At 62.4% G+C, this 24,405-nt stretch carries 22 protein-coding genes; 10 read left to right on the top strand and 12 right to left on the bottom strand.

Annotation, left to right across the window (positions count from 1 at the left end; genetic code table 11):
- The first annotated feature begins 170 nt into the window (after positions 1-170).
- Genes BUS12_RS05360 through BUS12_RS05345 form a run of 4 tightly spaced genes read left to right on the top strand, consistent with a single transcriptional unit; the run spans position 171 to position 4,220 of the window.
- Positions 171-2,375 (top strand): TonB-dependent receptor, encoded by a 2,205-nt coding sequence (locus BUS12_RS05360; protein ID WP_074294583.1) that lies wholly within the window; start codon positions 171-173, stop codon positions 2,373-2,375.
- A 39-nt stretch (positions 2,376-2,414) separates the two neighbouring features.
- Entirely contained in the window at positions 2,415-3,038 is a 624-nt protein-coding gene (locus BUS12_RS05355) for a MotA/TolQ/ExbB proton channel family protein (protein ID WP_074294582.1), read from the top strand.
- The gene (locus tag BUS12_RS05350) at positions 3,035-3,433 is read left to right on the top strand and encodes an ExbD/TolR family protein (protein WP_074294581.1); all 399 of its coding nucleotides are present in this window, start codon (positions 3,035-3,037) and stop codon (positions 3,431-3,433) included. The genes BUS12_RS05355 and BUS12_RS05350 overlap by 4 nt, the downstream gene beginning before the upstream one ends.
- A 4-nt stretch (positions 3,434-3,437) precedes the next feature.
- A complete protein-coding gene (locus BUS12_RS05345) occupies positions 3,438-4,220 on the top strand; it encodes an energy transducer TonB (protein WP_253190014.1) in 783 nt (260 codons plus the stop codon).
- Between the two features lie 16 nt (positions 4,221-4,236).
- On the opposite strand, the gene BUS12_RS05340 is transcribed toward BUS12_RS05345, so the two are convergent.
- The 4 genes from BUS12_RS05340 to BUS12_RS05330 form a co-directional block, all read right to left on the bottom strand.
- On the bottom strand, positions 4,237-5,646 hold the full coding sequence (locus tag BUS12_RS05340; RefSeq protein WP_074294580.1) for a DUF2252 domain-containing protein: 1,410 nt from the start codon (positions 5,644-5,646) through the stop codon (positions 4,237-4,239).
- Between the two features lie 254 nt (positions 5,647-5,900).
- Positions 5,901-6,077 carry a hypothetical protein gene (locus BUS12_RS38695; RefSeq protein WP_171991597.1) on the bottom strand — a complete coding sequence of 59 codons (177 nt, stop codon included), beginning with the start codon at positions 6,075-6,077 and terminating at the stop codon, positions 5,901-5,903.
- A gap of 131 nt (positions 6,078-6,208) precedes the next feature.
- On the bottom strand, positions 6,209-6,583 hold the full coding sequence (locus BUS12_RS05335) for a DUF2946 domain-containing protein (RefSeq protein WP_074294579.1): 375 nt from the start codon (positions 6,581-6,583) through the stop codon (positions 6,209-6,211).
- Positions 6,584-6,734: 151 nt separating this feature from the next.
- Positions 6,735-7,976, bottom strand: a complete 1,242-nt coding sequence (locus BUS12_RS05330; RefSeq protein WP_253190013.1) for a M23 family metallopeptidase — start codon at positions 7,974-7,976, stop codon at positions 6,735-6,737.
- A gap of 561 nt (positions 7,977-8,537) precedes the next feature.
- Between BUS12_RS05330 and BUS12_RS05325 the strand changes: the two genes are divergently transcribed.
- The gene (locus BUS12_RS05325) at positions 8,538-9,515 is read left to right on the top strand and encodes a 2-dehydropantoate 2-reductase (protein WP_074294578.1); all 978 of its coding nucleotides are present in this window, start codon (positions 8,538-8,540) and stop codon (positions 9,513-9,515) included.
- Between the two features lie 100 nt (positions 9,516-9,615).
- On the opposite strand, the gene BUS12_RS05320 is transcribed toward BUS12_RS05325, so the two are convergent.
- Both BUS12_RS05320 and oxlT read right to left on the bottom strand, forming a co-directional pair.
- Entirely contained in the window at positions 9,616-11,067 is a 1,452-nt protein-coding gene (locus BUS12_RS05320; RefSeq protein ID WP_074294577.1) for an aldehyde dehydrogenase family protein, read from the bottom strand.
- Between the two features lie 30 nt (positions 11,068-11,097).
- On the bottom strand, positions 11,098-12,426 hold the full coding sequence (oxlT, locus tag BUS12_RS05315) for an oxalate/formate MFS antiporter (RefSeq protein ID WP_074294576.1): 1,329 nt from the start codon (positions 12,424-12,426) through the stop codon (positions 11,098-11,100).
- Between the two features lie 366 nt (positions 12,427-12,792).
- On the opposite strand from oxlT, the gene BUS12_RS05310 reads away from it, so the two are divergent.
- On the top strand, positions 12,793-13,740 hold the full coding sequence (locus BUS12_RS05310) for a LysR family transcriptional regulator (protein ID WP_074294575.1): 948 nt from the start codon (positions 12,793-12,795) through the stop codon (positions 13,738-13,740).
- Positions 13,741-13,836: 96 nt separating this feature from the next.
- Positions 13,837-14,148, top strand: a complete 312-nt coding sequence (locus BUS12_RS05305) for an HAD family hydrolase (protein ID WP_074294574.1) — start codon at positions 13,837-13,839, stop codon at positions 14,146-14,148.
- 60 nt (positions 14,149-14,208) lie between these two features.
- On the opposite strand, the gene BUS12_RS05300 is transcribed toward BUS12_RS05305, so the two are convergent.
- The 6 genes from BUS12_RS05300 to BUS12_RS39765 all read right to left on the bottom strand — a co-directional run bounded on the left by BUS12_RS05300 (position 14,209) and on the right by BUS12_RS39765 (position 20,583).
- Complete coding sequence (locus BUS12_RS05300; RefSeq protein ID WP_074294573.1) at positions 14,209-15,216, bottom strand: NAD(P)(+) transhydrogenase (Re/Si-specific) subunit beta; 1,008 nt, start codon at positions 15,214-15,216, stop codon at positions 14,209-14,211.
- A 36-nt stretch (positions 15,217-15,252) separates the two neighbouring features.
- Complete coding sequence (locus tag BUS12_RS05295) at positions 15,253-16,074, bottom strand: fumarylacetoacetate hydrolase family protein (RefSeq protein ID WP_074294572.1); 822 nt, start codon at positions 16,072-16,074, stop codon at positions 15,253-15,255.
- Between the two features lie 31 nt (positions 16,075-16,105).
- Positions 16,106-17,353, bottom strand: coding sequence for a formyl-CoA transferase (frc, locus tag BUS12_RS05290; RefSeq protein ID WP_074294571.1), 1,248 nt, complete (start codon positions 17,351-17,353; stop codon positions 16,106-16,108).
- 29 nt (positions 17,354-17,382) lie between these two features.
- Entirely contained in the window at positions 17,383-19,146 is a 1,764-nt protein-coding gene (locus BUS12_RS05285; protein ID WP_074294570.1) for a thiamine pyrophosphate-binding protein, read from the bottom strand.
- A 473-nt stretch (positions 19,147-19,619) separates the two neighbouring features.
- On the bottom strand, positions 19,620-20,339 hold the full coding sequence (locus BUS12_RS05280) for a GntR family transcriptional regulator (protein ID WP_074294569.1): 720 nt from the start codon (positions 20,337-20,339) through the stop codon (positions 19,620-19,622).
- Positions 20,317-20,583, bottom strand: a complete 267-nt coding sequence (locus BUS12_RS39765) for a hypothetical protein (protein WP_074294568.1) — start codon at positions 20,581-20,583, stop codon at positions 20,317-20,319. Before BUS12_RS39765 ends, BUS12_RS05280 begins: the two co-directional genes overlap by 23 nt.
- A gap of 440 nt (positions 20,584-21,023) precedes the next feature.
- Here BUS12_RS39765 and shiA point away from each other — a divergent pair, with 440 nt between their 5' ends.
- The 3 genes from shiA to BUS12_RS05260 all read left to right on the top strand — a co-directional run bounded on the left by shiA (position 21,024) and on the right by BUS12_RS05260 (position 24,294).
- Positions 21,024-22,343 (top strand): shikimate transporter, encoded by a 1,320-nt coding sequence (gene shiA / locus BUS12_RS05270; protein ID WP_074294567.1) that lies wholly within the window; start codon positions 21,024-21,026, stop codon positions 22,341-22,343.
- Positions 22,344-22,749: 406 nt separating this feature from the next.
- A complete protein-coding gene (locus tag BUS12_RS05265; RefSeq protein ID WP_074294566.1) occupies positions 22,750-24,153 on the top strand; it encodes an L-lactate MFS transporter in 1,404 nt (467 codons plus the stop codon).
- Between the two features lie 12 nt (positions 24,154-24,165).
- Entirely contained in the window at positions 24,166-24,294 is a 129-nt protein-coding gene (locus BUS12_RS05260; RefSeq protein ID WP_074294565.1) for an MFS transporter small subunit, read from the top strand.
- The last annotated feature ends 111 nt before the right edge of the window (positions 24,295-24,405 follow it).

Here is a 24,405-nt window from a genome sequence, read left to right as displayed (position 1 = left end):
TGCCAGTCGGCGTTACCCGCTGATCCACCACACCCGTGCAAATGGGTGATTGCGGAAACAAATTGTTATGTTATAACATCCCACAATTCGCAGATCGGGCTCGCCTGCCAGGCAATGCGGCGCCAGATAGCCCGGTGCGACAAGAGTATCTTCCACCGCACAACAAGAACATGAAACATCACACACTGATTTCGCGTGCCGCGTTGCTGTTGTTCGCGCAGACGGCTTCCCTGCATGTCCTCGCCGCCACCGCGGGTGCTCCCGCGACAGGCAGCGTCGCCGATACCCAGGGGACTGCGGCTGAAAGCGCAAGCGCCGACGGCAGCACGCCTCAAACGCTGAGCGCAGCGCCGCAAAAAGACAGCACGATCGACGTCAACGTTCAGGCGCAACGCCTCAACGTGGCGCGTAACGGCCTGCAGCCGGACGTCGGCGCGAGCGTCTACCGTTTCACGCAAGCGGACATTCAGGCCTTGCCGCAAGGCGATAACACGCCGATCAACCAGGTCCTGCTGCAGGCGCCGGGCGTCGCCAACGATTCGTACGGTCAGCTCCACGTGCGTGGCGACCACGCCGACCTGCAATACCGCATCAACGGCATCATCATTCCCGAGCCGATCAGCGGCTTTGGGCAGTCGCTCGACACGCACATCATCGATCAGGTCAACCTGATCACCGGCGCGTTACCCGCGCAATATGGCTATAAAACCGCCGGGATTGTCGACATCACGACGAAATCAGGCGACCTCGGTAACGGCGGCGCGGTCGACGTGTACGGCGGCAGTCATCAGACGCTGCAGAGCAGTGCCGACGTCTACGGCTCGCAAGGACCGCTAAGCTATTTCTTTACCGGCACGCTGGGCGTGAACAACCTCGGCATCGAGGCGCCGACCTCGGACGGCAGTCCATTGCACGACCACACGCGCCAGGGCAACGGCTTCGGCTATCTGTCGTACATCATCAACCCGCTCACGCGCGTGACCTTGATGGCGGGCACCGCGGCCAATCAGTTCGAACTGCCGAATACGCCGGGATTGCCGACCAATTTCGCGCTCGCCGGCCAGACGACGTTCAATTCCGCCAACCTCAACGAAACGCAATCGGAGTTGAACAACTTCGCCGTGCTGGCGTTGCAGGGCACCAATGGCGGTGCGCTCGACTACCAGGTGTCGCTGTTCACGCGCTATACGCGGACCCAGTTCAATCCCGACCCGATCGGCGATCTGATGTTCAACGGCGTGGCGTCGAGCGACTTCCGCAGCAACCAGGCAGAAGGCGCGCAGGCCGATACGACGTTCCGGCTCAACGACGCGCACACACTGCGCGCCGGCGTGTGGCTCGAGCAGGAACGCGCCGTCTTCAACGACAGCGTCTCCGTGTTCCCGGCCGACGCCAACGGCAACCAGCTCTCCGACGTCCCCTTCACGATCAACGACTCGGGCGCGAGCACCGGCTATCTGTATAGCGCGTACCTGCAGGACGAGTGGAAGCTCAATAACAAGCTGACGCTGAACTACGGTCTGCGTTACGACGGCATGGACGAATACGTGCATGCGAGCCAGTTGAGCCCGCGCATCGGTCTCGTGTTCACGCCGACCAACGCCACCACGCTGCACGCCGGCTACTCGCGCTACTTCACGCCGCCGGATTTCGAACTGGTCTCGGCTTCGACGGTCACGCGCTTTAACGGCACCACCAACCAGAGCGAAGTCACCCAGGACAGCCCGGTGCAGCCCGAGCGCAGCGACTATTTCGACATTGGCGTGACGCAGCGCCTCACGCCTGCGCTGACCGTCGGGCTCGACGCGTACTACAAGATCGCGAGGAACCTGCTCGACGAAGGTCAGTTCGGCACCGCGCTGATCTACACGCCGTTCAATTACCAGTACGGCCGCGTCTACGGACTCGAATTCACCACCAACTACAAACAGGGCAACGTATCCGCGTATCTGAATGTCGCGTACAGCAAGGCGCAGGGTAAGGACGTCGACTCGGCGCAGTTCAACTTCAGCGCGGCGGAGCTTGCGTACATCGCCAACAACTGGGTGTATCTGGATCACGACCAGCGCGTGACCGTTTCGCTCGGCGGCGCCTACGACCTGGGCAAGACCACTTTCACGGCCGATGCGCTCGTCGGCAGCGGCCTGCGCAGCGGCTTTGCGAACACCGACAAGCTGCCGTGGTACGGGCAACTCAATCTCGCCGTAATCCAGCATTTCAACGAACCGATCGTCGGCAAATTCGAAGCCCGTGTCGTGCTGATCAATGCGATCAATAGCGTGTATGAACTGCGCGACGGTTCGGGCATCGGCGTCGAAGCGCCGCAATACGGTCCGCAGCGCGCCATCTACGCCGGTATCACCAAGCGGTTCTGATCGCGTCGGCGACGGCCAGGCAATACGAGGAGTTTGAGCATGAACGACTGGACCAATCTCGCCGAGGCCGCGCGTCTCGGCGGCTGGGTGATCTATCCGCTGACCGTGCTGGCGATCGTTGCGCTCGCCATCACGCTCGACCGGGCCTATGCGTTCTGGCGGTTCGCGCGGATGCCGCAAGCAACGGAAGTGGCGGGGTTGGCCGGACTCGCGCAGCTTTCCAACGGCTTGCCGCAACAGCATGCCTTTAGCCGGATTGGCCGTCTGCTCGGCGACGCGCGCGCGCCGCTGTGGCGCATCGAAACGCGGGTCGAAGCCGCCGCGGCGCAGATCGAACGCGACATGAGCCGTGGCCTCTGGCTGCTCGAAACCATCGTGACGGCGGCGCCGTTGCTGGGACTGCTAGGCACGATCGTCGGCATGATGCATTCGTTCAAGCTGATCGGCGGCGATGGCCTCGTCAATCCGTCGGGCGTCACGGGCGGCGTCGCACAGGCGCTGATCGCCACTGCGATCGGTCTGGTCATTGCCCTCGTCGCGCTGTTTGCGTTCAACTTCTTTTCGCGCCGCATCGACCGGTTGATGGACGACCTCGAATCGTTCGCCAATGAAGCCCTCTGCGAACTGCGCCTCGCGAGCGAAACCGCCGGACTGTCGTCATGAAACTGCGGCGCTCACGCCGCTCGAAGCGCGGCCGCATCGAGATCATCCCAATGATCGATGTGATGTTCTTTCTGCTGGCGACCTTCATGCTGACCTCGCTGGCGATGCAGCGTCTCGACGCGGTACGGATCAATCTGCCGCAAGGACACGCGCAGCAGTTGTCGCAGGACAAGCCGCTGACGCTTTCGGTGAACGAAGCCAATCAGGTGTTTATCAATCAGCAGGCCGTGCGGCTCGATCAGGTGACGCCGACGATCGCACGGCTGCTGCGCCCCGACGCCAATGTGGTGGTCGCCGCCGACGATCATGCTTCGCATGGCGTCGTCGTGCAGGCCATGCTGGCCGCACGCGCGGCCGGGGCCGAACACTTTCTGGTCGCCGTGCATCGTGAGTAGCGGCGTGCAACGGCTGCTGGGGTTCGTCGACCGCGAGCGCGTACGGTTCTCGATGACGTTCGTGCTGGCTGCGGTACTGTGCCTGGCACTGCTGGCGCGTTCCGTGGGGTGGTTGTCGAGCGGTGAGCCGCCGCAGCACGCGCCGACGACGATGGAAATGCGTCTGGTTGAACTCGCGCCAACGCCGGCACCAGCACTGGCAGCCATTGCCCCGGCCGCGCACCTAACAGCGGCACCGCCGCCCCAGGCTGCGAAGCGCGCGTCGAGCCAGGTGCAAGCGCAGCAACAGCCGCTTACGCACGCGGTCCCGTCGCGCAGCAGTCAAGCCCCCACAACGCCGCCGCGCGAAGAGGCGCGCTCACCCACAAAACCGGCCACGCACGATCAACCTGTGGCACCTGCAGCGCAATCGCAAGAACAAGGGCCAGCGCAAGCGCCCGCCGCCACACAGACCGCATCGAGCGCGACAGCAACGCCATCGAACGGCACGGTCTCCTCGGCGCCACCTGCCTCAGCCGGCAGCACCCAGGCACGCCTGGTCTCGCAACCGGTGCCGGTTTTGCCCGACGACCTGCGCGAACAGGGCTATCAGCTCACGGCCGTCGCGCGCTTCAAGGTACACGCAGACGGCACCTTCGACGTCGAACTGATCAAGCCGACGCAAAATCCGCGACTCAACCAGATCCTGCTGGAGACCTTGCACCGCTGGCGTTTCTACCCGGCCATGGAGAACGGCCATCCGGTTGAAAGCGATCAGGACGTGCGGGTGCATTTCTCGGTAAGCTGATCTGAGTTGAACAGGACTACATACGGAAGTCCGCCGCCATGTCCTCATCGCTACGCGCCTCGAGCTCGCCGCTGCGGCAGGCTTTCATAAACGCCTCGTAGTCTTTCTCGACCTGGTCCGCACAACCGTGCGCATACTCGGTCAGCGCCTCGCCGAACTGATCGCCGCGGCCGATATACGCACTGATCTCGATCGCCTTGCCGCTCGCCTTGGCATGGGCGCGCGCCATGACCCAGCCGCACAGCTTGGCGTAACCCAGCAGCAGGTCGTTATCGAACAGTTCGATGTTCGCCGAGAGCTTCATGTCGCGCAGTTGGCGGAAATAGAAATGCCGGCCCGACGGACCGGTTGCCCAGCCGAGGAAAATGTCGCTCGCCGCCTGCAGCACCCGCTGCCCGCGCACGACGCGTTCGCCATCGTGATGCAAGGTCTGGCCTTTGAAGTACTGCGAGATCACCGACTGGCGCGCCTCCTTGATCTGCAGAAACAGCGGCTTGCCCATGTGATCGGTGCTGAGCAACACCAGACAGCGCGTGCCCACGCTGCCGACGCCGACCACCTTGAACACCAGGTCCTGCATCGAAAAATGGCTGAGCAGTTCGCGCCGGTCATGGGTCAGCGTTTTCAGGTATTCGCCGTACATCGGGCCGATCAGCTTGCGCCAGTCGCCGAGCGTGAACCAGTCGTCTTCGGCCTCGAACATCGTATTGGCGCCATGCACATGAAAGAGTCCGGGTGGCGCATCGCGAATGATCAGTTGGTCGCCGTCGTGTTCGCACATCTTGTCGAGCATGCTCTCCTGGGTGCGCCCCGCCGCCTTCTCCATGCCGCGTCTGACCGTGCGGCGACGCTCCGGCGTCAACGCCGTCTCGGCCATCCGTTCGAACGTAATGCGGTCGTACCACAGCTCCAGCGCCCCGCATTGCGCATACTGCGTCATGCGGTCCCGGTACTCGCTCACCGCCGTCATCACCAGCTCGCCGGCGAAGCTCCGGCTCAGGCGCATATGGCGCGCCGCCACCACGAGACTGGCCGTCAGGCGCTTGAGGTCCCACTCGAACGGCCCGAGCGCCACTTCGTCGAAGTCGTTCAGATCGAATATCAGTTGCCGTTCGGGCGTCGCAAAGCCGCCGAAGTTCATCAGATGACCGTCGCCGCAGATCGGCATCACGATGCCGGTATCGGGCACCCGGCTCAGATCGTGAGCCTGGATGATCGCGCTGCCGCGAAAGAACGTGAACGGCGACACGGACATGCGGCCGTAGCGCAACGGCACCAGCTTCTGAACCCGCCCCTCGCTGCTTTGCTTGAGCAGATCGATCGGATTGCGGTGGATCTCGCCCAGCGCGCGATGACTCGAACGCTTTGAATGCTCGCGAGCTGCCCGGCCGATGGCTTCCCGCTCCGCGATGGTGCTGGCTTTCATGCTCTCTCCGTTTTGGGTGACTCGCCGTAGCCGGCCTCGCCGCGCCGCTACCGTGCCGATGCGCCCCACCTGGGCGCGCGCCGGATTGCACTTGTTCGTTGTTCTTCGAAGACCGCCTTACTACCACGCTGGCAAGCGCCATCGCGTTGCCGTATTAAATCCTCTGGTGAACGCGGGCGCAAGTGCCGAGCCCCCAGATACGGCAAAGGGGCGTGCGCCGCCCCGGCGCGAGCGTCCCTTATCTTCCCGCGCCGCTACTTCACCGCGCGGAAGCAGCAGATCGGCGACGCGACCGATGTCATGCCAATGTCATCGGGACGTGTCATCCATGCGAGCCCGCCAGCCCATAAACCGCAAACAAACAGCGCCGCCAGGTTCAGATGCATCCGGTGACGCACGAGCCAGCGGCGCAGGCGTTGACCTCGTTTCATCGTGACCTCCATGATAAAGACGGCGTGGACCGTCGCTAAATGCGTAACGCATGCCGCAGCGCGTCCGCGTTTGCGTTATGAGAACGCAGGGCGAATCAGCGGAACCGTTGCAACTGCAAGACCGAAAAGGATCAGGGAACGACAGGCGGCGCACGAGGCTGCGCCGAGGTGACGGGAAAGATGGACAGCGTGCTCGCAGTCACGCGCACGATGGCACTGTGCGCAAACGGCGCTTGCGTGGCGAATGCGAAGTTGGCCGGCGGCACGACGGGGACCTGCGCGAGCAGACTGCAATAACCGCAGGCCTGCCAATGGAAGATGAGCGGCTGCGGTGCAGCGCGCCCCACATCCGTCGCGCCCGCGGTCGCCGAACAACGCGCGGCAAGCGCCGCGTCGAGTCTGTTGTGCGCGCTCAGCGCCTGCGAAACCGTGGGTGCGAGAGTCGCCATCAGGATCGCAAGCAATCCGAGGATCGAGCCGATCTTCTGCAGATGGCGACGCAACATGCGGCGTAGTCAGAAAAATGAAAGCTGACAAATTATGCCATGCGTGGAGGCCAATGAGTCGTCCTCATTGATCCGGCATGCTGCGCATGGCGCGCCATGGTGTGTCGTGACGTGGCCTCGGCGTGTTTTGCTTTGCCGAGGCCGTAAAGACTCAGTGCGCGGCGACCGGTGCGTTCGATACTGTACGGATATCGGCAGACAATCCCGCTAGCTGATTACGTGCGACGCTCGCCACATGATCGAACGCAGCACGCTGGCTGGCAGTCAGCGGCACCGCGCTGAAGCGGTTCGTCAATTTGAGTGGGTCAGTCGGCTGATTGTTCAGGCGTACTTCGAAATGCAGATGCGGTCCGGTCGCAACGCCTGTCTGTCCGACCGCGCCCAATGGCTGTCCCTCGCTGACCTGCGTGCCGACCCGCAAACGACTGGCGAACGCCGACAGATGCGCGTAGCAAGTGGTGTAGCCGCGCGCGTGACGCACGACGACATGCTTGCCATAGCCACTATCGACACCGACGAACTGCACCGTCCCTGCCGCGGCGGCAACAACCGGCGTTCCCCGGGCGGCGGTGAGATCCACGCCGGTATGCAGCACGCGCTCTCCGGTCACGGGATGAATCCGGTAACCGAACGGCGAACTCACGCGAACGTAATTCAACGGCATGGCAAATGGCTCAGCAGCCAGACGCTGGCCATCGAACGAGTAATAGTCTCCGGTGGCCTGCCCGCGTGCTACGAACCACACCGCCCGATAAGTGCGACCCGCGAATCGCATTTCGAGCGCCGTTACGCGCCTGCGCGTAACGCCCTGATTGCTCGCGACGGATTCGTAGACGATGCGGTAGTAATCGTCGGCTTGAGCTGGCCGTGTGGTGTCCAGTTGCCCCGCGAGAATGCGGGCAAGTTGCGCCGCGAGGTCCGCGGGCAACCCTACGGGCGTCCACGTCATGCGCGACTCACGCTTGATCGGACCGGCATAGACACCGCTCCCAGCGGCCGGCATGTTCAACGGCGCGGCGCCCGACAGTGTGGAACGAGCGCCATTCGTGACGCGCTGGTCGGCCAGCTTGACGCTAGCGACGTCGCTGCCCGCGCTTACGCCGACTCGCCCGAACCATTCACGCAGGTTCGCGGCGCCGGACACAGGGTGTTGCGCGCCCAGCATGGCCCACTCCACTGCGAGTCCGCTCGCGCTGCCCGCTACAGGCCGGCTGAGCGGATTCGCCGCGACACCTGATGCGACCGGTGTGCCCAACGCGGCGATCGCGCTGCTCAGCAAGGCCGCACTGGCGGCAACACCCTTCGAGGATTTGCGTTTGAGCTGAGCCTGACGGCTCGAATCAGTGGAAGTGAGCTGCTCGCGCGCGAGGATGTTACGTAGGTACTGCCACATGACGTAGAACTCTCGCAGTCGAAACAGAAAGAAGGCTGCGGGCATACGTGGTAGTGCGATGACACTTGGCAACGGCGCAGAAGAGATGGGTGAGCAGCCCCTGGAAAGACTACGACATCGGACTGCACAGCCCGGCAACAGGAAACAGCAGTTTACTGAAGGAGGTGGAATGAAAAAATAGGACTAGTCCTGTCTAAGCGACTTGAGCCTGAGCACCGACGCGACGCTTTGCCGCGCCGGGTGGGCTCCGGTTTTCCGAGCTTTCCTCAGATTTCCTAAGTAAGCCACTGCCGTGTATGCGCCTGGGAGCTGGCCGCGCTGGCGTTGCCGCTTTTCCACTGGCCGTCCAGTTCGCATTCACCTCGACGATCCATAACCCATCGCTAATGCATCGCCACAGAAACTTTAACTATCCCCAATCGTAGCCTCACCTTATGCTCGAACCGTGGCCCTCTCCGGCCGCGTCCTGCTGCGCCGGCCTCATCGCTGGCCCAGCCCACGCGGCCGCGCCTCGCGCGCTGACGGGCAAGCGGTTTTTCATTGTGACTGAGGCGATAAATCATGAAGATCTGTATCTTCGGCGCAGGGGCAATCGGCGGGTTGATGGGTGTGCAACTGGCGCGGGCAGGCGCCGACGTGAGCTTCGTGGCACGCGGTCCTCATCTTGCCGCGATGCGCGAACACGGCGCACGCGTGCTGATGGATGGCGAGGAACTCAGCGCACGCGTGCGCTGTACGTCGGATCCCCGTGAACTCGGCGTGCAGGACTACGTCATCGTGACGCTCAAGGCCCACTCATTGCCTGGTGTGGTCGAGTCGATGCAGCCGTTGCTCGGCAAACACACGGCGATCGTCACTGGCGTCAACGGTATCCCTTACTGGTACTTCTATCAGCACGGCGGCAAATTCGCGGGCACACGTCTGTCCAGTATCGACCCGGACGGCTCGCAATGGACGCGGCTCGGTCCTGAACGCGCGATAGGCTGCGTGCTATATCCCGCAGCGGAGATCGTCGAGCCGGGTCTGATCAAGCATGTGTACGGCAAGAAATTCCCCATTGGCGAGCCCAGCGGCGAGCGCACGCCACGTATCCAGCAGCTTCACGAGATCATGCAGGCGGCCGGTTTCGATGCGCCGATTCGCGAGAACATCCGCGATGAAATCTGGCTCAAGCTGTGGGGCAATCTGTGCTTCAACCCGATCAGCGCCCTGACCCACGCCACGCTCGACGTCCTCACGAGCGACCCCGGCACGCGTGCCGTGTCGCGCACGATGATGCTCGAGGCGAAGCAGATCGCGGATCACTTCGGCGTGCATTTTCGCGTCGACGTCGAGAAGCGCATCGACGGCGCGGGTGCGGTGGGCGCACACAAGACTTCGACACTGGTCGATCTGGAAAACCGCCGGCCCATGGAAATCGACCCGTTGCTCACGGTCGTGCAGGAAATGGGCCGGCTCGTCGGCGAGCCCACGCCGACAATCGACGTCGTGCTGGCGCTGGTCAAATTGCGCGAACGCATTGCGTTACAGGGCGGATGATTCGCGACGCTCGGGCGGTCCGCTTTCTCCACGAAGAACGGACCTGCCGCGAAAGAAATCGAGCCCAACGGGCTCGATTTCTTTACCGCTTACCCAAACCTCATTGATCGATCGACAGCCACACCGCCTTGGGTTCCGTGAAGTTTTCGATGGCCACATCGCCGTGTTCACGGCCGAATCCCGAATCGCCCGCTCCGCCCCAAGGTAGGCGCACATCGGTGTAGCCATACGTATTGATCCACACCGTACCCGCCTTGAGCGCATGCGCCACCCGGTGCACACGTCCGATATCCGCACTCCACACGCCTGCAGCCAGGCTATAGAGCGTACCGTTAGCAATCCGTATCGCATCGGCCTCATCATCGAAGCGGATCACGCTGGCCACTGGTCCAAAGATCTCCTCCTGCGAGATCCGCATCTCGTGTTCCACATTCGCAAACACGGTCGGCTCGACGTAGAAACCACGCTGGCCCAGACGCGCGCCGCCGGTCACCAGTGTTGCGCCTTCTTCCTTACCTATGTCCACATAGTCGAGCACCGTCTTCATCTGCGCAGCCGAAACAACCGGCCCCATCGAGGTTTCGCGCGCGGCAGGATCGCCAACCTTGATCGATTTCGCACGCGCCGCCAACCGTTCGACCACTTCGTCATAGATGTCGCGATGCGCCAGAATGCGCGAGCCCGCCGAGCACACCTGTCCCGTGTTGAAGAAAATGCCCGATGCCGCCGCACGCACGGCACTGTCCAGATTCGCATCGGGGAAAATCACGTTGGCCGACTTGCCGCCTAGCTCCAGCGTCACGCGCTTGAAGTTGACCGCAGCGCCCTGCAGAATGCCGCGCCCTACCGAAGGCGACCCGGTGAACGTCACCTTGTCGACACCCGGATGCGCGACCAGTGCATCGCCGACCACGCGCCCCTTGCCTGTGACGATATTCAGCACGCCGGGCGGCACGCCTGCCTCCAGCGCGAGCTCGCCCACCCGCAATGCCGTCAGCGGCGTGATCTCGGCGGGCTTGACGATCATCGTGCAGCCGCATGCAAGTGCGGGCGCAATTTTCCACATGCCGATCATCAACGGAAAATTCCACGGCACGATTGCCGCGACCACACCGACCGGCTCACGGATCGTGTACGTCAAGGCGTCGGGGCGCACCGGCACCACCTGCCCGGTGATCTTGTCGCACCAGCCGGCGTAGTAGGCGAGCGTGTCGATTGCAGCGGGTAAATCCTGACGTTGCACGGCGGCAATCGGCTTGCCTGCATCGAGACTTTCAAGCGTCGCCAGTTCATCTTGATGCGTGCGCAACAATTCCGCGAAGCGGCCGAGAATGCGGCCCCGTTCCGACGCGCGCAGCGCATTCCACACCTTCAGCGCGGCACGGGCGGCACGCACTGCCGTGTCGACATCGGCGGCACTACCTTGCGCGACGAGCGCGATCGGCTCTTCGGTGGCGGGGTTGATGTCAACCGAGTATTCGCCGCCGCTGGGCGGTACGCGTTTGCCGTCGATCAGAAGGTCATAGCGCCTGAGGTCGAGTTCAGAGTCCATCGTGGTGCTCCTTGCTTTGGGGGTATTGCGTTACTCACCGGTCTGCTCCGGCCAGTGATTGAGCCGTGTTTGACTATTGGCGACGACGGCGGGCTGATTGCGCAAACCGATCCAGCGCGCGCGCATCGGCGCGAGAATGAACTTCGCCGCGATGGCCGCCGCGATCGTCACGACGGCGGAGACGGTAAAGACCAGACTCCAGCCGCCGGTTGCGGACAGCACCGAGGCGAGCGGCACGAGCAACGAAGCGGTTCCTTTCGCCGTGTACAGTGTTCCCGCGTTGGCCGCTGCATACTTGCTGCCGAAGGTATCCGCGCAGATTGCGGGAAAGATCGAGAAGATTTCGCCCCAAAACAAAAAGATCAGGGCTGCGAAGGTCATGAACGCATACGGGTTGCTGCCGTATTCCATGAGGCCGAGCAACGCAAGCCCTTCGCCGATGAAGATCACGAACATGGTGTTTTCGCGGCCTATCTTGTCGGAGATAAAGCCGCATAGTGGCCGCGTGAAGCCGTTACAGATATTGTCGATGGACAGCGTCGCCGTCAGCAGCGGCACGGTCAAACCGAAGAAGCTCATGGGAATTCGGGCGAGCCCCCAATCCTTGGCGATCGGGCCAAGCTGGGCAGTGGCCATCAGGCCGCCCGCCGCTACGGCAACGAACGAAACGTAGATCACCCAGAACAACGGCGTCTTGATCATTTGACCCGGCGTGTAGTCGACCTTGGTGACGATGAATTTTTTGTTCGGCGCCTTCGCCTGACGCGCATCGGGCTTTTTCAACAGCATCGCGAGCCCAAGCATGCAGACGCCCTGCAGGATGCCGAAAAAGAAGAACGCCTGCTCGTAGCCCGAGCGCACGATCATGCCGGCAATCGGAATCACGGTCACCGCTGCGCCGGCGCCGAAGCCCGCGGCGGTCAACCCTGCTGCAAGACCGCGCCGGTCGGGAAACCACTTCAGCGCATTGCCGACACACGTGCCGTACACACAACCCGCACCGATCCCGCCGACGACAGCCGCCACATAGAGATGCGGCAAGGATGTCGCATACGAATCGATCACCCACGCAAGCCCGGCGCACACGGCGCCCCCTGCCACCACCGGACGCGGACCGAATTTATCGACCAGCCAGCCCTCAATCGGCACAAGCCACGTCTCGGTCAGAATGAAGATCGAGAACGCCAGCTGAATGGATGCGTCGCTCCAGTGATGCCGCGTGCTCATCGGTGTCACGAAGAGCGTCCACGCGTATTGCAGATTCGCCACCAGCGCCATGCATAGCATGCCGATGACGAGCTGGCACCACCGGTTCACGCCGGCTGCGTGGGCCGGCGTGCGCTGAGTGATATCGTCCATGTGCCTTGTCTCCGCTATCTATTTAGAGCAGCCGGCCTTTTCGCCGTGCTGTATGCAGCCCACCTTATGGTTGCGCCCCGAAAAAACCGCCATCGGGTAAATTTAATATTTACGCCGCCCATTCCAGCCATTTAAATCGGGCGACGCGGAAATCGGAATTATTAGTTAGATAAATCGGTCTTCCTGTGCATCAATGGCGTTAACCCTTTCCGGCCATCGCCTTGCTGCGCTTGCCAATCCACGTTAACCCGAGAGCCGCTCCTGTCCAATCCGCTTCTTTATCTGAATCCATGCTAGGGTCATTGCTGAATTACGAATAATTAAAGTTTGTTATTATGTTGATTCACATTCGTTTATACATCGGCCATGACGATGAGAAACGCAACACTGCGGCAATTGAAGGTCTTCGAGACGGTGGCGCGCCACCTGAGCTTCTCGCGCGCAGCCGAGGAGCTGCATCTGACGCAGCCGGCCGTCTCCACTCAGGTGCGTCAGCTCGAGGAGCATGCCGGGCTGCCGCTCTTCGAGCAGTTGGGCAAGAAAATCTACCTGACGCCTGCCGGCACCGAGATGCTTCACTACAGTCGCGCGATCATCCAGCAGTTCCACGAAGTCGACGAAGCGATGAGTCAGTTGAAGGGCGTCTCCGGGGGCAAGCTGAATGTCGCCGTCATCAGCGCGGGCGACTACTTCTTTCCGCGCCTGCTGGCCGAATTCACGCGCCGCTATGCGGGCGTCGTGCTCAACCTGGCGGTGCATAACCGCGAGGAACTGTTGCATCAACTTGCCACCAACCAGACCGACCTCGCGGTCATGGTGCGGCCGCCGCACGAAACGGACGCGACCAACGAGCCGTTTGCCCCGCATCCCTATGTGATCGTCGCCGCGCCGAGCCATCCGCTCGCGCACAAGCGCAACATCAAGATGAGCCAGTTGGCGAACGAAGCGTTTATCGTTCGCGAGCGCGGTTCGGATACGTGGAATTCGATGGAGGAAGGCTTTGCCGGCCGGCTCACCAACCTCAAGATCGCCATGGAGATCAGAAGCACCGAGACGATCAAGCAGGCCGTGATTGCCGGCATGGGCATCGCGTTTCTGTCCGCGCACACCATCAGCCTCGAATTGCAGGTGGGTAACCTCGTCGTGCTCGATGTCGAAACCTTCCCGGTGATGCTCAACTGGTACGTCGTGCATCGGCGCAACAAACGCTTGCCGCCTGTCGCGGTGGCGTTCAAGCGTTTCCTGATGGAGGAAGGCGCGCCTCTCATCGAGAAAATTACGCGGGCCAAGGAGTTGAGCGTGCATAAGCAATGAGCTATGGATTTCCAATAAAACTTTAACTATTGCGAATCCATCGCCGGTCCTATGCTTCAGTCGAGTCATCTCACTCACTTGCATAGGAGTCCGATCATGAATCACGCCTCGTTTGTCCCGCATGCCGGCACGCATGCCGCCCGCGTTTCTCAAGACAGTCCCGACGATGCTCATCTGAGCGCCTACAACGCAGCCTTCAGCGACCTTGGCCTGCGGTTTCGCTGGGATCGCGACACGCTTAACGCGCTCAATGAATTCAACAGTGAAAGCGCGCGTATCACCGCCTACATCGAGCGGCATCACGCCCATCTTCACAAAGCTTATGACGCTGAATTTCTTGCCCAACTCATCCTGCGCAAGAAGACCCAGTACTTCAGCGAGTTCGCGTCCTTGGGCGACGGCTTCTGACGCGACTCAAGCTCCGATCCGGGTTTCTCCCTTCGCCCGGCCATGTTGCTGGCCGGGTCATTACGCTTCCGACTCGTCTTCCGGCTCGCTGCGCTTCAGTTGACGCATCGCGCCATGGCGTGCCCCGCGATGACTTTGCCGGCAGCGCAAGCGATAGCGACCGCGATCGCCCCGCGCTAACGCGTGACCGACACTGCGCTCACGCCGGCAAGCGCCGACGCGCAGCGTCTCGACCACAGCATGCGGATCGTCAAGCAGCGCCCACGATTGCGCGAAGTCGTCGTCCAACAGCGCAGGCATATGATCGTCGGGCCATTCGAAGCCTTCCAGTACATCGATGACACTGCGCCGCTGCACGACGCCGCAGCGAACCGTCGAACGCTGACCAACCCACCCTGACGCGAACGCATAACGTCCGCGGCCGGTGCCCGCATTCATCATCAGATGCGCGCCCAGCGCGGTTGAGAGCAAGCTCATCGCCAGCAGCACGGCGAGTCCAAACGGTTGCGCTTGCGCGGTCACGAAGCCGTAGCCCATCCAGACACAGAGCAGGAGCGCCATCAGATTGACCACGTCTGTACCTGGATGCACACCTGCCTGCGCAACCAGCCAGCCGCGCGACATACACCAGAGCATCGCCGAGACGGCAAAGATCAATGCGCCGATAAACACCGCGCCATACACCTCGATACACGCCCATTCTCCGCAAGATGCCGAAGACAGATAGCGCTCGAATCCACCTGACATTGCAGCGAGGCCAACGCCGCCGCCGAGCAACGCAACCCGCTGCGGCCTCGCGCTAAAGTCATGCAGTCGGACAAAGCGCGCGCCGAGCGCCGCGCCTGCGACCGCGGCCACGACACCCTCGGCAGCCATGCCAATGCCCGCGGCGAGCACGCCGGCCAACATGGCCGTCGCGACCATGGCGCGCCATGGCTTAAGCTGACTTTCGTGTTCGCAACGGGACACGCCAGCCAGTTGTGCGACGCCTGCCAGCACCGCAGCCAGCAGAATGGAGAGCAGGAAGCTGACTGCCACCCATACGGTATCGCCTCGTAACTCCGGCATCTGCGTCCCCTCGTGCTTGCTGTGCTGCGGTCTCACTCAGGCGGCGTTTGCTGCTGCGCGCGCGGCAGCAGTGGCATCACCGGTGTCCTGCCTCGCGGCCAGAGTATTGCTCAAGGTACCGATGCCCGCGATCGTGACCGCCACCGTCGCGCCGTCCTTGATCGAACCGACACCTAGCGAGGTGCCGCAAGCAATCACGTCACCCGGCTCCAGCGTGAGATCCTGCGAAATCAAACTGACCTGTTGCGCCGGCGAAAACACCATGTCGGCCAACGGGTAGTTCTGCCGCTCCACGCCGTCGAGCGTGGTGACCACGCGGCCCGCCTGCCAGTCGAAACCCGAGACAATGGCCGGTCCGAGACCGCAAAACGTGTCGAAGCCCTTGGCCCGGCACCATTGTGGAAAATGCGGATTTTCGTTGAGCAGGTCGGCTGCGGTGATGTCGTTGACGATCGTGTAGCCGAAGATCGACGCAGCCGCCTCAGCCAGATCCGCGTCGCGACAGCGTCGTCCGATGACGATGCCAAGTTCGCCCTCGTAGACGATCTTGCCCGCGTAGCTCGCCGGCCGCCGGATGGTTGCGCCGTCACCGATTACCGAGCCCGCGGACTTGAGCAGGAACAGCGGATGCGCCGGCACCGGCTTGTCGAGTTTCGCGGCCAGCGCGTGATAGTTGTTCCACAGCGCGACGATCTTTCCCGGCGCGCACGGTGCGAGCGGCGTCAGCGCGCGCGTCGACAGCACCTCGCCGGTCGGCACCCGCTGATCGAGGCTTGCGTACTCGTGCAGATAACCGCCTTCGACACGGCCGAACACAATGCCGCCATCGCCCGACATGAAGCGCATCCATATATCCATATCCTGCTCCCTCGTGTAGACCGCGCAGCCCTCAGATCGCACCGGCCGCGCGCAACGCGCTGATCTGGTCGTGCGAATAGCCGAGTTCGGCCATCACTTCGTCGGTGTGTTCGCCTAGCAGCGGCGAGCGTTGGACGTCCGTCGGACTGTCCGACAGTTTGATAGGATTGCCGACCGTCAGATACTTGCCGCGCACCGGGTGATCCACCTCGACGATCGTTCCCGTCTTGCGCAGCGACGGCTCTTCGGCCAGTTCCTTCATCGACAGGATCGGGCCGCACGGAATATCGTATTGATTGAGGATCTGCATGGCCTCGAACTTGGTCCGCGTCATGGTCCAGCGCTCGATCTCCGCGAAAATTTCTTTCAGCCGCGGCAAGCGTGCGGCAGGTGTTGCGTAATCGGGATCGGTGGTCCATTCTTCCCTGCCGATCACGTTGCAGATCTTCGTCCACACCGGCGCCTGGGCAATGAAATAGATGTAGGCGTTCGGGTCCGTCTCCCAGCCCTTGCACTTCAGGATCCAGCCAGGTTGCCCGCCGCCCGACGCATTGCCGGCGCGCGGCACCGCTTCGCCAAAGGTGCCGTTCGGATATTGTGGGTACTCCTTCATGACACCGGTGCGATCCAGGCGCTGCTGATCGCGCAATTTCACCCGGCACAGGTTCAGCACGCCGTCCTGCATCGCTGCCAGCACCTTCTGGCCACGGCCGGTCTGGGTGCGTTGATAGAGCGCCGTCACGATCCCCAGCGCCAGATGCAAGCCGGTGCCGCTATCGCCGATCTGCGCGCCCGTCACGACCGGCGGACCGTCGTCGAAACCCGTCGTCGATGCCGCCCCGCCGGCGCATTGCGCGACGTTCTCGTACACCTTGCAGTCTTCATAGGGGCCCGGACCGAAGCCCTTGACGGATGCCACGATCATGCGGGGGTTGAGCTCCTGGATGCGCTCCCAGGTAAAGCCCATCCGGTCCAGCGCGCCCGGTGCAAAGTTCTCCACCAGCACATCGCATTTCTGGATCAGCGCTTCGAGCACCTGCTTGCCTTCCGGATTCTTCGTGTCGAGCGTAACCGAGCGCTTGTTGTGATTGAGCATCGTGAAGTAGAGGCTGTCCGCATCGGGGATGTCGCGCAGTTGCTCGCGCGTGATGTCCCCTGCGCCGGCCCGCTCCACCTTGATCACATCGGCGCCGAACCACGCCAGCAATTGCGTGCACGTCGGACCCGATTGCACATGCGTGAAATCGAGGATGCGTACGCCGTCGAGTGCTTTTCCCATGTCCTGTTTCTCCTTTAGATCCGGCTGCTTTACTTGTACATGGTCTGGTTTTTGGTGCCCGGCGCGTATTCGCGCGGGTCGACCCAGATGTTCACCACCGCCGAGCGTCCGCTACGATGAATCGCCTCACGGGCGCGTTGCAACGCACCCGCGATGGACGCCGGATCGCGTACCTCTTCGCCATAGCCGCCCAGCATCTCCGCAAACTTGCTGAACGGCACGTCGCTCAGGAGATTGCCGACGTTGCCGCGCTCCTCGCCGTACTTCGCAAGCTGGCCGTAGCGAATCTGGTTCATTGCCGAGTTGTTGCCGATCACGGCAAGGTACGGCGCACCGAAGCGATTGGCCGTCTCCATGTCGAAGGCGGTCATGCCGAACGAACCGTCGCCGTAGTAGCAGAGCACTTCCTTGTGCGGATGCGCGAGCTTCGCGGCGAGTGCAAAGCCGGTGCCGACGCCCAGCGAACCGAGCGCGCCAGGATCCATCCATTGCCCCGGACGGCGCGGCCGCACCGCCTGCGCAGAGATCGTCACCACGTCGCCGCCGTCGCCGATGTACACGGTATCGTCGGAAAGGAACTCGTTCAGTTCGTAGGCGACGCGATAGGGATGGATCGGCGTGTTGGCCGACCTGAACAACGGCATCAATTTTTCCGTTGCGGCGGCTTCGGCGTCTTGCAACTGCGCCATCCACTTGCGGCGCGCCTGGCGCTTGTCGTCCTTCAGGCGGCCGCTCGCCGCTTGCAGCACCGCAGCGAGAATCGCACCGGGATCGCCGACGAGACCGAGATCGATGTCGCGGTTCTTGCCCACCGTGCGATAGTCCATGTCGATCTGCACCAGCTTCAGTTCCTTGCTGATGCGTTTGCCGTAGCCCATTCTGAAATCGAAAGGAGTCCCAACGACGATCAGGACATCTGCATTCGCAAATGCCTGTGAACGGGTACGGTCGAAATGATGCGGATCGCCCGGCGGCAGCAAGCCGCGGCTCGCACCGTTGAAGTAACCGGGGATATCGAGTCCGCGCAGCAGCGCCACCGCTTCTTCATGGCCGCGTGCCGTCCAGACCTGCTGGCCGTACAGGATCGCCGGACGTTCTGAGGCGACGAGAAGATCGGCCAGCCTCTCGATGTCGCGCGGGTCGCCGATCGATTTCGTCGACGCGCGATAGTGACCCGGTTGCGGCACGACGGCCCGCGTCAACTCGACTTCGCGATCGAGCACGTCGCGCGGAATCTCGAGGTACGCAGGACCTGGCGCGCCGTTGTAGCATTCGCGCACCGCCATCGAAATCATGTCCGCTACCCGCTCGGTGCTCGGCACGCTGGCGGCAAACTTGGTGATAGGCGCCATGATGTCCACATGCGGCAAATCCTGCAGCGAGCCCATCTTGTGCTGCGTCAGCGCGCCTTGACCGCCGATATGCAGGACCGGGCTTTCCGAACGAAACGCCGTGGCGATGCCGGTGACGGCGTTCATGCAACCGGGTCCTGCTGTCGTCACCACACAGCCCAGCTTGCCGGTTTGCCGCGCATAACCATCCGCCGCATGCGCCGCGACCTGCTCGTGACGCACGTCGATAATGCGAATCCCCTCGTCGACACAGCCATCGTAGATGTCGATGATGTGGCCGCCGCACAGCGTGAAGATCGTATCGACCCCTTCGTTTTTCAGCGCCCTCGCGACCAGGTGACCGCCCGAGACGACACCGGCATTGCGGGTCTTCTGCTTGAGCGTGTCGTCGGCCGTCGTGCTGCCCGTGGCGGGGTTGAGGGATGAAACAACTGCAGACATGGTCGTCTCCTGTCCTGGTCAATCGGTTGTTCAACGTTGCTCGACGGACGCGGCCGCTTCAATGACGCCCTACTGGGGAGTCTGGCAGGCTCTGCTCCATACGGTATGTGATATATCAGATTCAATCAAGGACAAATTCCGTGTGAGGATTAACTTGAGATTCGTGTTCCTGACGCTTGCCAGGAGCCGGTTTTGGGGCGAAATCCCGCCCAATGGCATGGTTGATCAAGGGAAAACACCGATGAACGATACAAGTCCGTTTGTGTTGATATATCACATACTATATTTTTAACAACGTCAAGGAAGACTTGTTGCGCACCGCGGCAAGCGGTGGCGTGACCGTAGATAGAGAAAAAACGCTAAGGAATACCAGGCGTTCCGCACCGCGCGTCCATGCAAAAAGGCCAGCGGTGTCGCCACCACTGGCCTTGTTTGCGCATCGACGTCAGTGTCGGAGAGAAGCCGTCAGCAGCTCAATCCAGGAAGTCGCAATTCGCTTCGACAAAGGTCGCGAGATCCAGCGAGTGCTGGCGTGTGAGCCGCTCGGCCAGTTCGGTGTCGCGCTTCTCGAGTGCCTCGATGATGCGCAGGTGGTCGACAATCGAGCGCGACGCGCGGTCGCTTTGCGAGATCGTCATCCGGCGGATGGCCCGCACATGGATGAAGATGTTCTTGATCGTATCGAGGATGATCTGCGACTTCGACAACTCGACAATCGCCTGATGGAACGCGATGTTCGCGTCCGAGTACTCCGCAATGTGCTCAGCGGGCGTCGTGTCCTGGAAATTGTCGAACATGTGGCGCAGCCCGGCGATTTCCTCGTCCGTGGCGTGCAGCGTGGCAAGACGTGCGGCCATGCTTTCGAGCGCGGCCCACATCTGGATCATCTCGACAATTTCGCGCTTGCTCTTACGCACGATGTAGATGCCGCGGCGCGGCACCATGCGCAGAAAGCCTTCCTGTTCCAGCAGCGTCATCGCTTCGCGCACCGGCGTGCGGCTGACGCCGAGCGACTCGCTCAGCACCCGCTCGTCGAGGCGAATCTCGTCGCGCGACTGGTAGATATCCGCGTCGGCGATAGCCTGGCGCAGCATTGCATAAGCCTGGTCGCGCAGGCTCGCGCTCGCGCCGATCGGCTGCAAGGTCAGGGTCAATGGGGTAGCCACTGCTTCAGTTTGAAGTTCTGACGACATTCATCGCCTCTTGTTGAACACGTGCACCCGCCTGGCTGCCCGGGTTTGCGCCCGCAGTGGCGCCCGGATGGACACCACAAGGCGCCGCGGCCGCGCTGTCCCATTCGCCCAGGCCGGCGAAACGGCCATGTTGTGCTGCCAGTTCGGCAACCGGCTGCGGAATCCACCGGGTCAACAACACCGTGGCGGCTGCCCCCAAACCTACGACGGCTATGGCGAGCAGGGCAAGAGGAACGCACTCCATTTGCAACTCCGAATGATTGAATCCGTAGATCGGTCAATCATATGCTGCGTTGCCGCAAATATCAATATTTCGTATGTAGTATATCAACTCGCTATGCTCTTCGACAGCAACATCAAGGTACCATGGCGGCCGCCCGACAGTGCAGACACAAGCAAATACCACGTAGCCAGGGCGGTAAGCATGTGCTCACTGCTGCGCTGTAAGCGGACTCTGCCGCTTACAGGCGCCTCGGTGTTAACGCGGAAAACGCGCGCTATGCGCGCATCTCCGTGCGCCAATCGCGCAATTTGCCCTAACCATGGATTGTCGACGGCGCCGCGCCTCACTATTCTTCGGGGACTCTTGCAGCAGATCACGCACAGCGGCGGCCACCTGGTATCGGGCACCGCCTTCAGCGCGACCCCTCGTCTGCAGTTCAGATATCAGGAAGGAGACACGTCATGACCCTAGCAGTATCGACAGCGGCCCGAGCCGACGGGACCATCAACGGAAGCCGGGCCCGCCGCGCAGCCCTCGGCAGTTTTGTCGGCGCAGTGGTCGACTGGTACGACTTCCTCCTGTACGGCATCGTCGCCGCCCTCGTCTTCAACAGCCAGTTCTTTCCGCACGTTAGCCCGGCAATGGGCACACTCGCGGCATTCGCGACATTCGGTGTCGGCTTCCTGTTCAGGCCGCTCGGCGGCTTCATCTTCGGCCACTACGGCGACCGGCTCGGCCGCAAGCGCATGCTGGTGCTGACCGTCATGATGATGGGCCTGTCGACGGCCGCGATCGGGCTGCTGCCGTCGTTTCTCAGCATCGGCTGGTGGGCGCCGGTGTTGCTCGTGACGCTGCGGGCGATTCAGGGCTTTGCGGTCGGCGGCGAATGGGGCGGCGCGGCGCTGATGGCCGTCGAAAGCGCGCCCGAGAAAAAGAAGGCGTTCTACAGCAGCGGCGTGCAGGTGGGCTACGGGGTTGGCCTCGTGCTCGCCACCGGGCTCGTGTCGATCATCAGCCACTCGATGGACAACGCCACCTTCCTCGCGTGGGGCTGGCGTCTGCCGTTCCTGTTCAGCGTGGTGCTGGTGCTGATCGCGCTGTGGATCCGCTCGAACATGGAAGAGTCGAAGGAGTTCGTCGAGAAGGTCGTCGAAAAAGGTACGACCCGGCCGCGGCTGCCGATCGTCGAGGCGTTGCTCACGCACCCCAAGGCGTTCCTGCTGATCATCGCGCTACGCCTCGCCGAGCTCTTCACGATGTATATCGTGACCGCTTTCGCGCTGAACTATTCGACCGCCAACCTGGGCATGCCGCGCACCTTCTTCCTGAACATCGGCTTGCTGGTCGGCGCGCTCAGTTGCGTGACGATCCCGTGCTTCGCGATGGCCGCCGATCGCTTCGGCCGCCGGCGCGTCTACATGGTCGGCGCGCTGGTCGGCATGCTAAGCGCGGTGCCGTTCTTCCTCGCACTCGAGGCGCGCGCCACGGTGTGGATCGTGATCTTCGCGGTGATGCTGGCCAACGTTGCGCACGACATGGTGGTGAGCGTGCAGCAGCCGATGTTCACCGAACTGTTCGGCACCGAGTACCGCTACTCGGGCGCGGGCGTCGGCTACCAGGTGGCGAGCGTGGTCGGCGGCGGCTTCACGCCGTTTATCGCCGTCGGGCTGGTCAACCTCGCGGACGGATCGTGGCATCCGGTGGCGGCTTATCTCGGCGTCGGTTGCCTGATCTCGCTGCTGGTCGCCGCGCGCATGAAAACCGGCCGCAACGTTTCCTGACTCCATGCTGCGGCGCAGAATTGCGCGGCGGCGAGACGGTGTCCGAGGACACGTCGTCCCCTTCTCCCGCTCGCTGACTGAGCTCCCGCCATGCCGCCCTGCGCGGCATTCTGCTTTTTTGCGCGCTGCAAAACGGGGCGACGCCGGCCGCCTCTCGAACTCCAGTCCAATACCAGGCGAACACCTTATGCACTCCTATCTCATATTGCTAATGCATGAGGCACAACATATCGTTTGGTAGACGGTGTGACTACCACCTGTTCTGCGTGTGCTTCTCGGTCCAATATGAAACCCGGAAGCATATATCGCGCGACGAGGCGGAGCATGCCCGTCACGCTGCGACGCTCAAGCGTTGGCAGCAAGCGCCGATAACAAACCAAACAAGACACGCAAACGGAGACTGATCATGAGCAGCATTACCGAGCCGAGGGGGAAGTCAGGCTCTGCCCCATTCTTTTCCAAACAGGCCACCGTGGCAGGCCCGGGCTTCTCGCGCTGGATGGTGCCGCCCGCCGCGCTCGCCGTGCATCTGTGTATCGGCCAGGCGTACGCGTTCTCGGTGTTCAACGGGCCGCTCACGAAGGTGATCGGCATCACGCAATCCGCGCCGGACGACTGGTCGCTCACCACGCTCGGCTGGATCTTTTCGCTGGCGATCGTGTGCCTCGGTTTGTCGGCGGCATTCGCGGGCAAGTGGCTCGAACGGGTGGGACCGCGCCGCACGATGTTTACCGCCGCATGCTGCTTCGGCGGCGGCTTTCTGGTCGCGGCGCTCGGGGTCTGGATGCATCAGATCGCGTTGCTGTATCTCGGCTATGGCGTGATCGGCGGCATTGGCCTGGGGCTCGGTTATGTGTCGCCGGTTTCGACGCTGATCCGCTGGTTCCCCGACCGTCGCGGCATGGCGACCGGCATGGCGATCATGGGCTTCGGCGGCGGTGCGATGATTGCCGCCCCGCTGTCCGTCGCGCTGATGAATCACTTCCGCAACGCGACCAGCAACGGTGTGGCCGAAACCTTCGTAGTACTGGGCATTGCGTATTTCATCTCCATGTCGATCGGCGCGCTCGCCATCCGCGTACCGCCCGCCGACTGGAAACCGGACGGCTGGACACCGCCCGTCGCCACCCAGAAGAAGATGATCTCGCGCAATCACGTGCATATCGACGAGGCGTTGAAGACCCCGCAGTTCTATCTGATCTGGCTCGTGCTGTTTCTCAACGTGACGGCGGGCATCGGCATTCTCGGCCAGGCCTCGGTGATGATTCAGGAGAGCTTCAAGAACACAGTGACGGCCGCGGCGGCCGCGGGCTTCGTCGGACTGCTGTCGCTCTTCAACATGGGCGGACGCTTTGTGTGGGCCTCCGCGTCCGACTGGATTGGCCGCAAGAACACCTATTTCATCTTCTTCGCGCTCGGCGCCGTGCTGTACTACCTCGTGCCGGGCTTCGCCGCCTCGGGGCAGATTGCGCTGTTCGTGCTCGCCTACTGCGTGATCCTGTCGATGTACGGCGGCGGCTTCGCGACGGTACCTGCCTACCTGGCGGATATGTTCGGCACGGCTTTCGTCGGCGGCATTCACGGCCGTCTGCTGACGGCATGGGCGGCCGCGGGCGTAGCCGGCCCCGTGCTGGTGAACTACATCCGTGCCTATGAAGTGGCGCATGGCGTAGCCAAAGCGGATGCGTACACGATGACCGTGCATATCATGGTGGTCCTGCTGGTCGTCGGCTTTGTCTGCAATCTGCTGGTCAAAGGGGTGCACGAGAAACACCACATGAGCGATGCGCAGCTCAAGAGCGGCCAATAAAGGGAGATCGATATGAGCACGATTCAAAATCACCAGCCTACCTCCACGGCCAAACTTGCCGTCTTCTGGTTGTATGTGCTGATCCCGCTTGCGTGGGGCGTGGTGAATACGCTGCTGCAAGCGGTGAAGCTGTTTGGTTGATCGCGGCGGCTAGAGCGCCACCCCACTGGAGAACGCGTGTGGGGTGGCGCTTAAGCCTTCGCCATTCAGCGTCGGGCGCGCAGACCGGCGCCTGACGTGTCGCTCAATGCG

Source organism: Paraburkholderia phenazinium (assembly GCF_900142845.1).
GTDB classification, from domain to species: Bacteria; Pseudomonadota; Gammaproteobacteria; order Burkholderiales; family Burkholderiaceae; genus Paraburkholderia; species Paraburkholderia phenazinium_A.
This window is presented reverse-complemented; position numbering and strand designations above follow the sequence as displayed.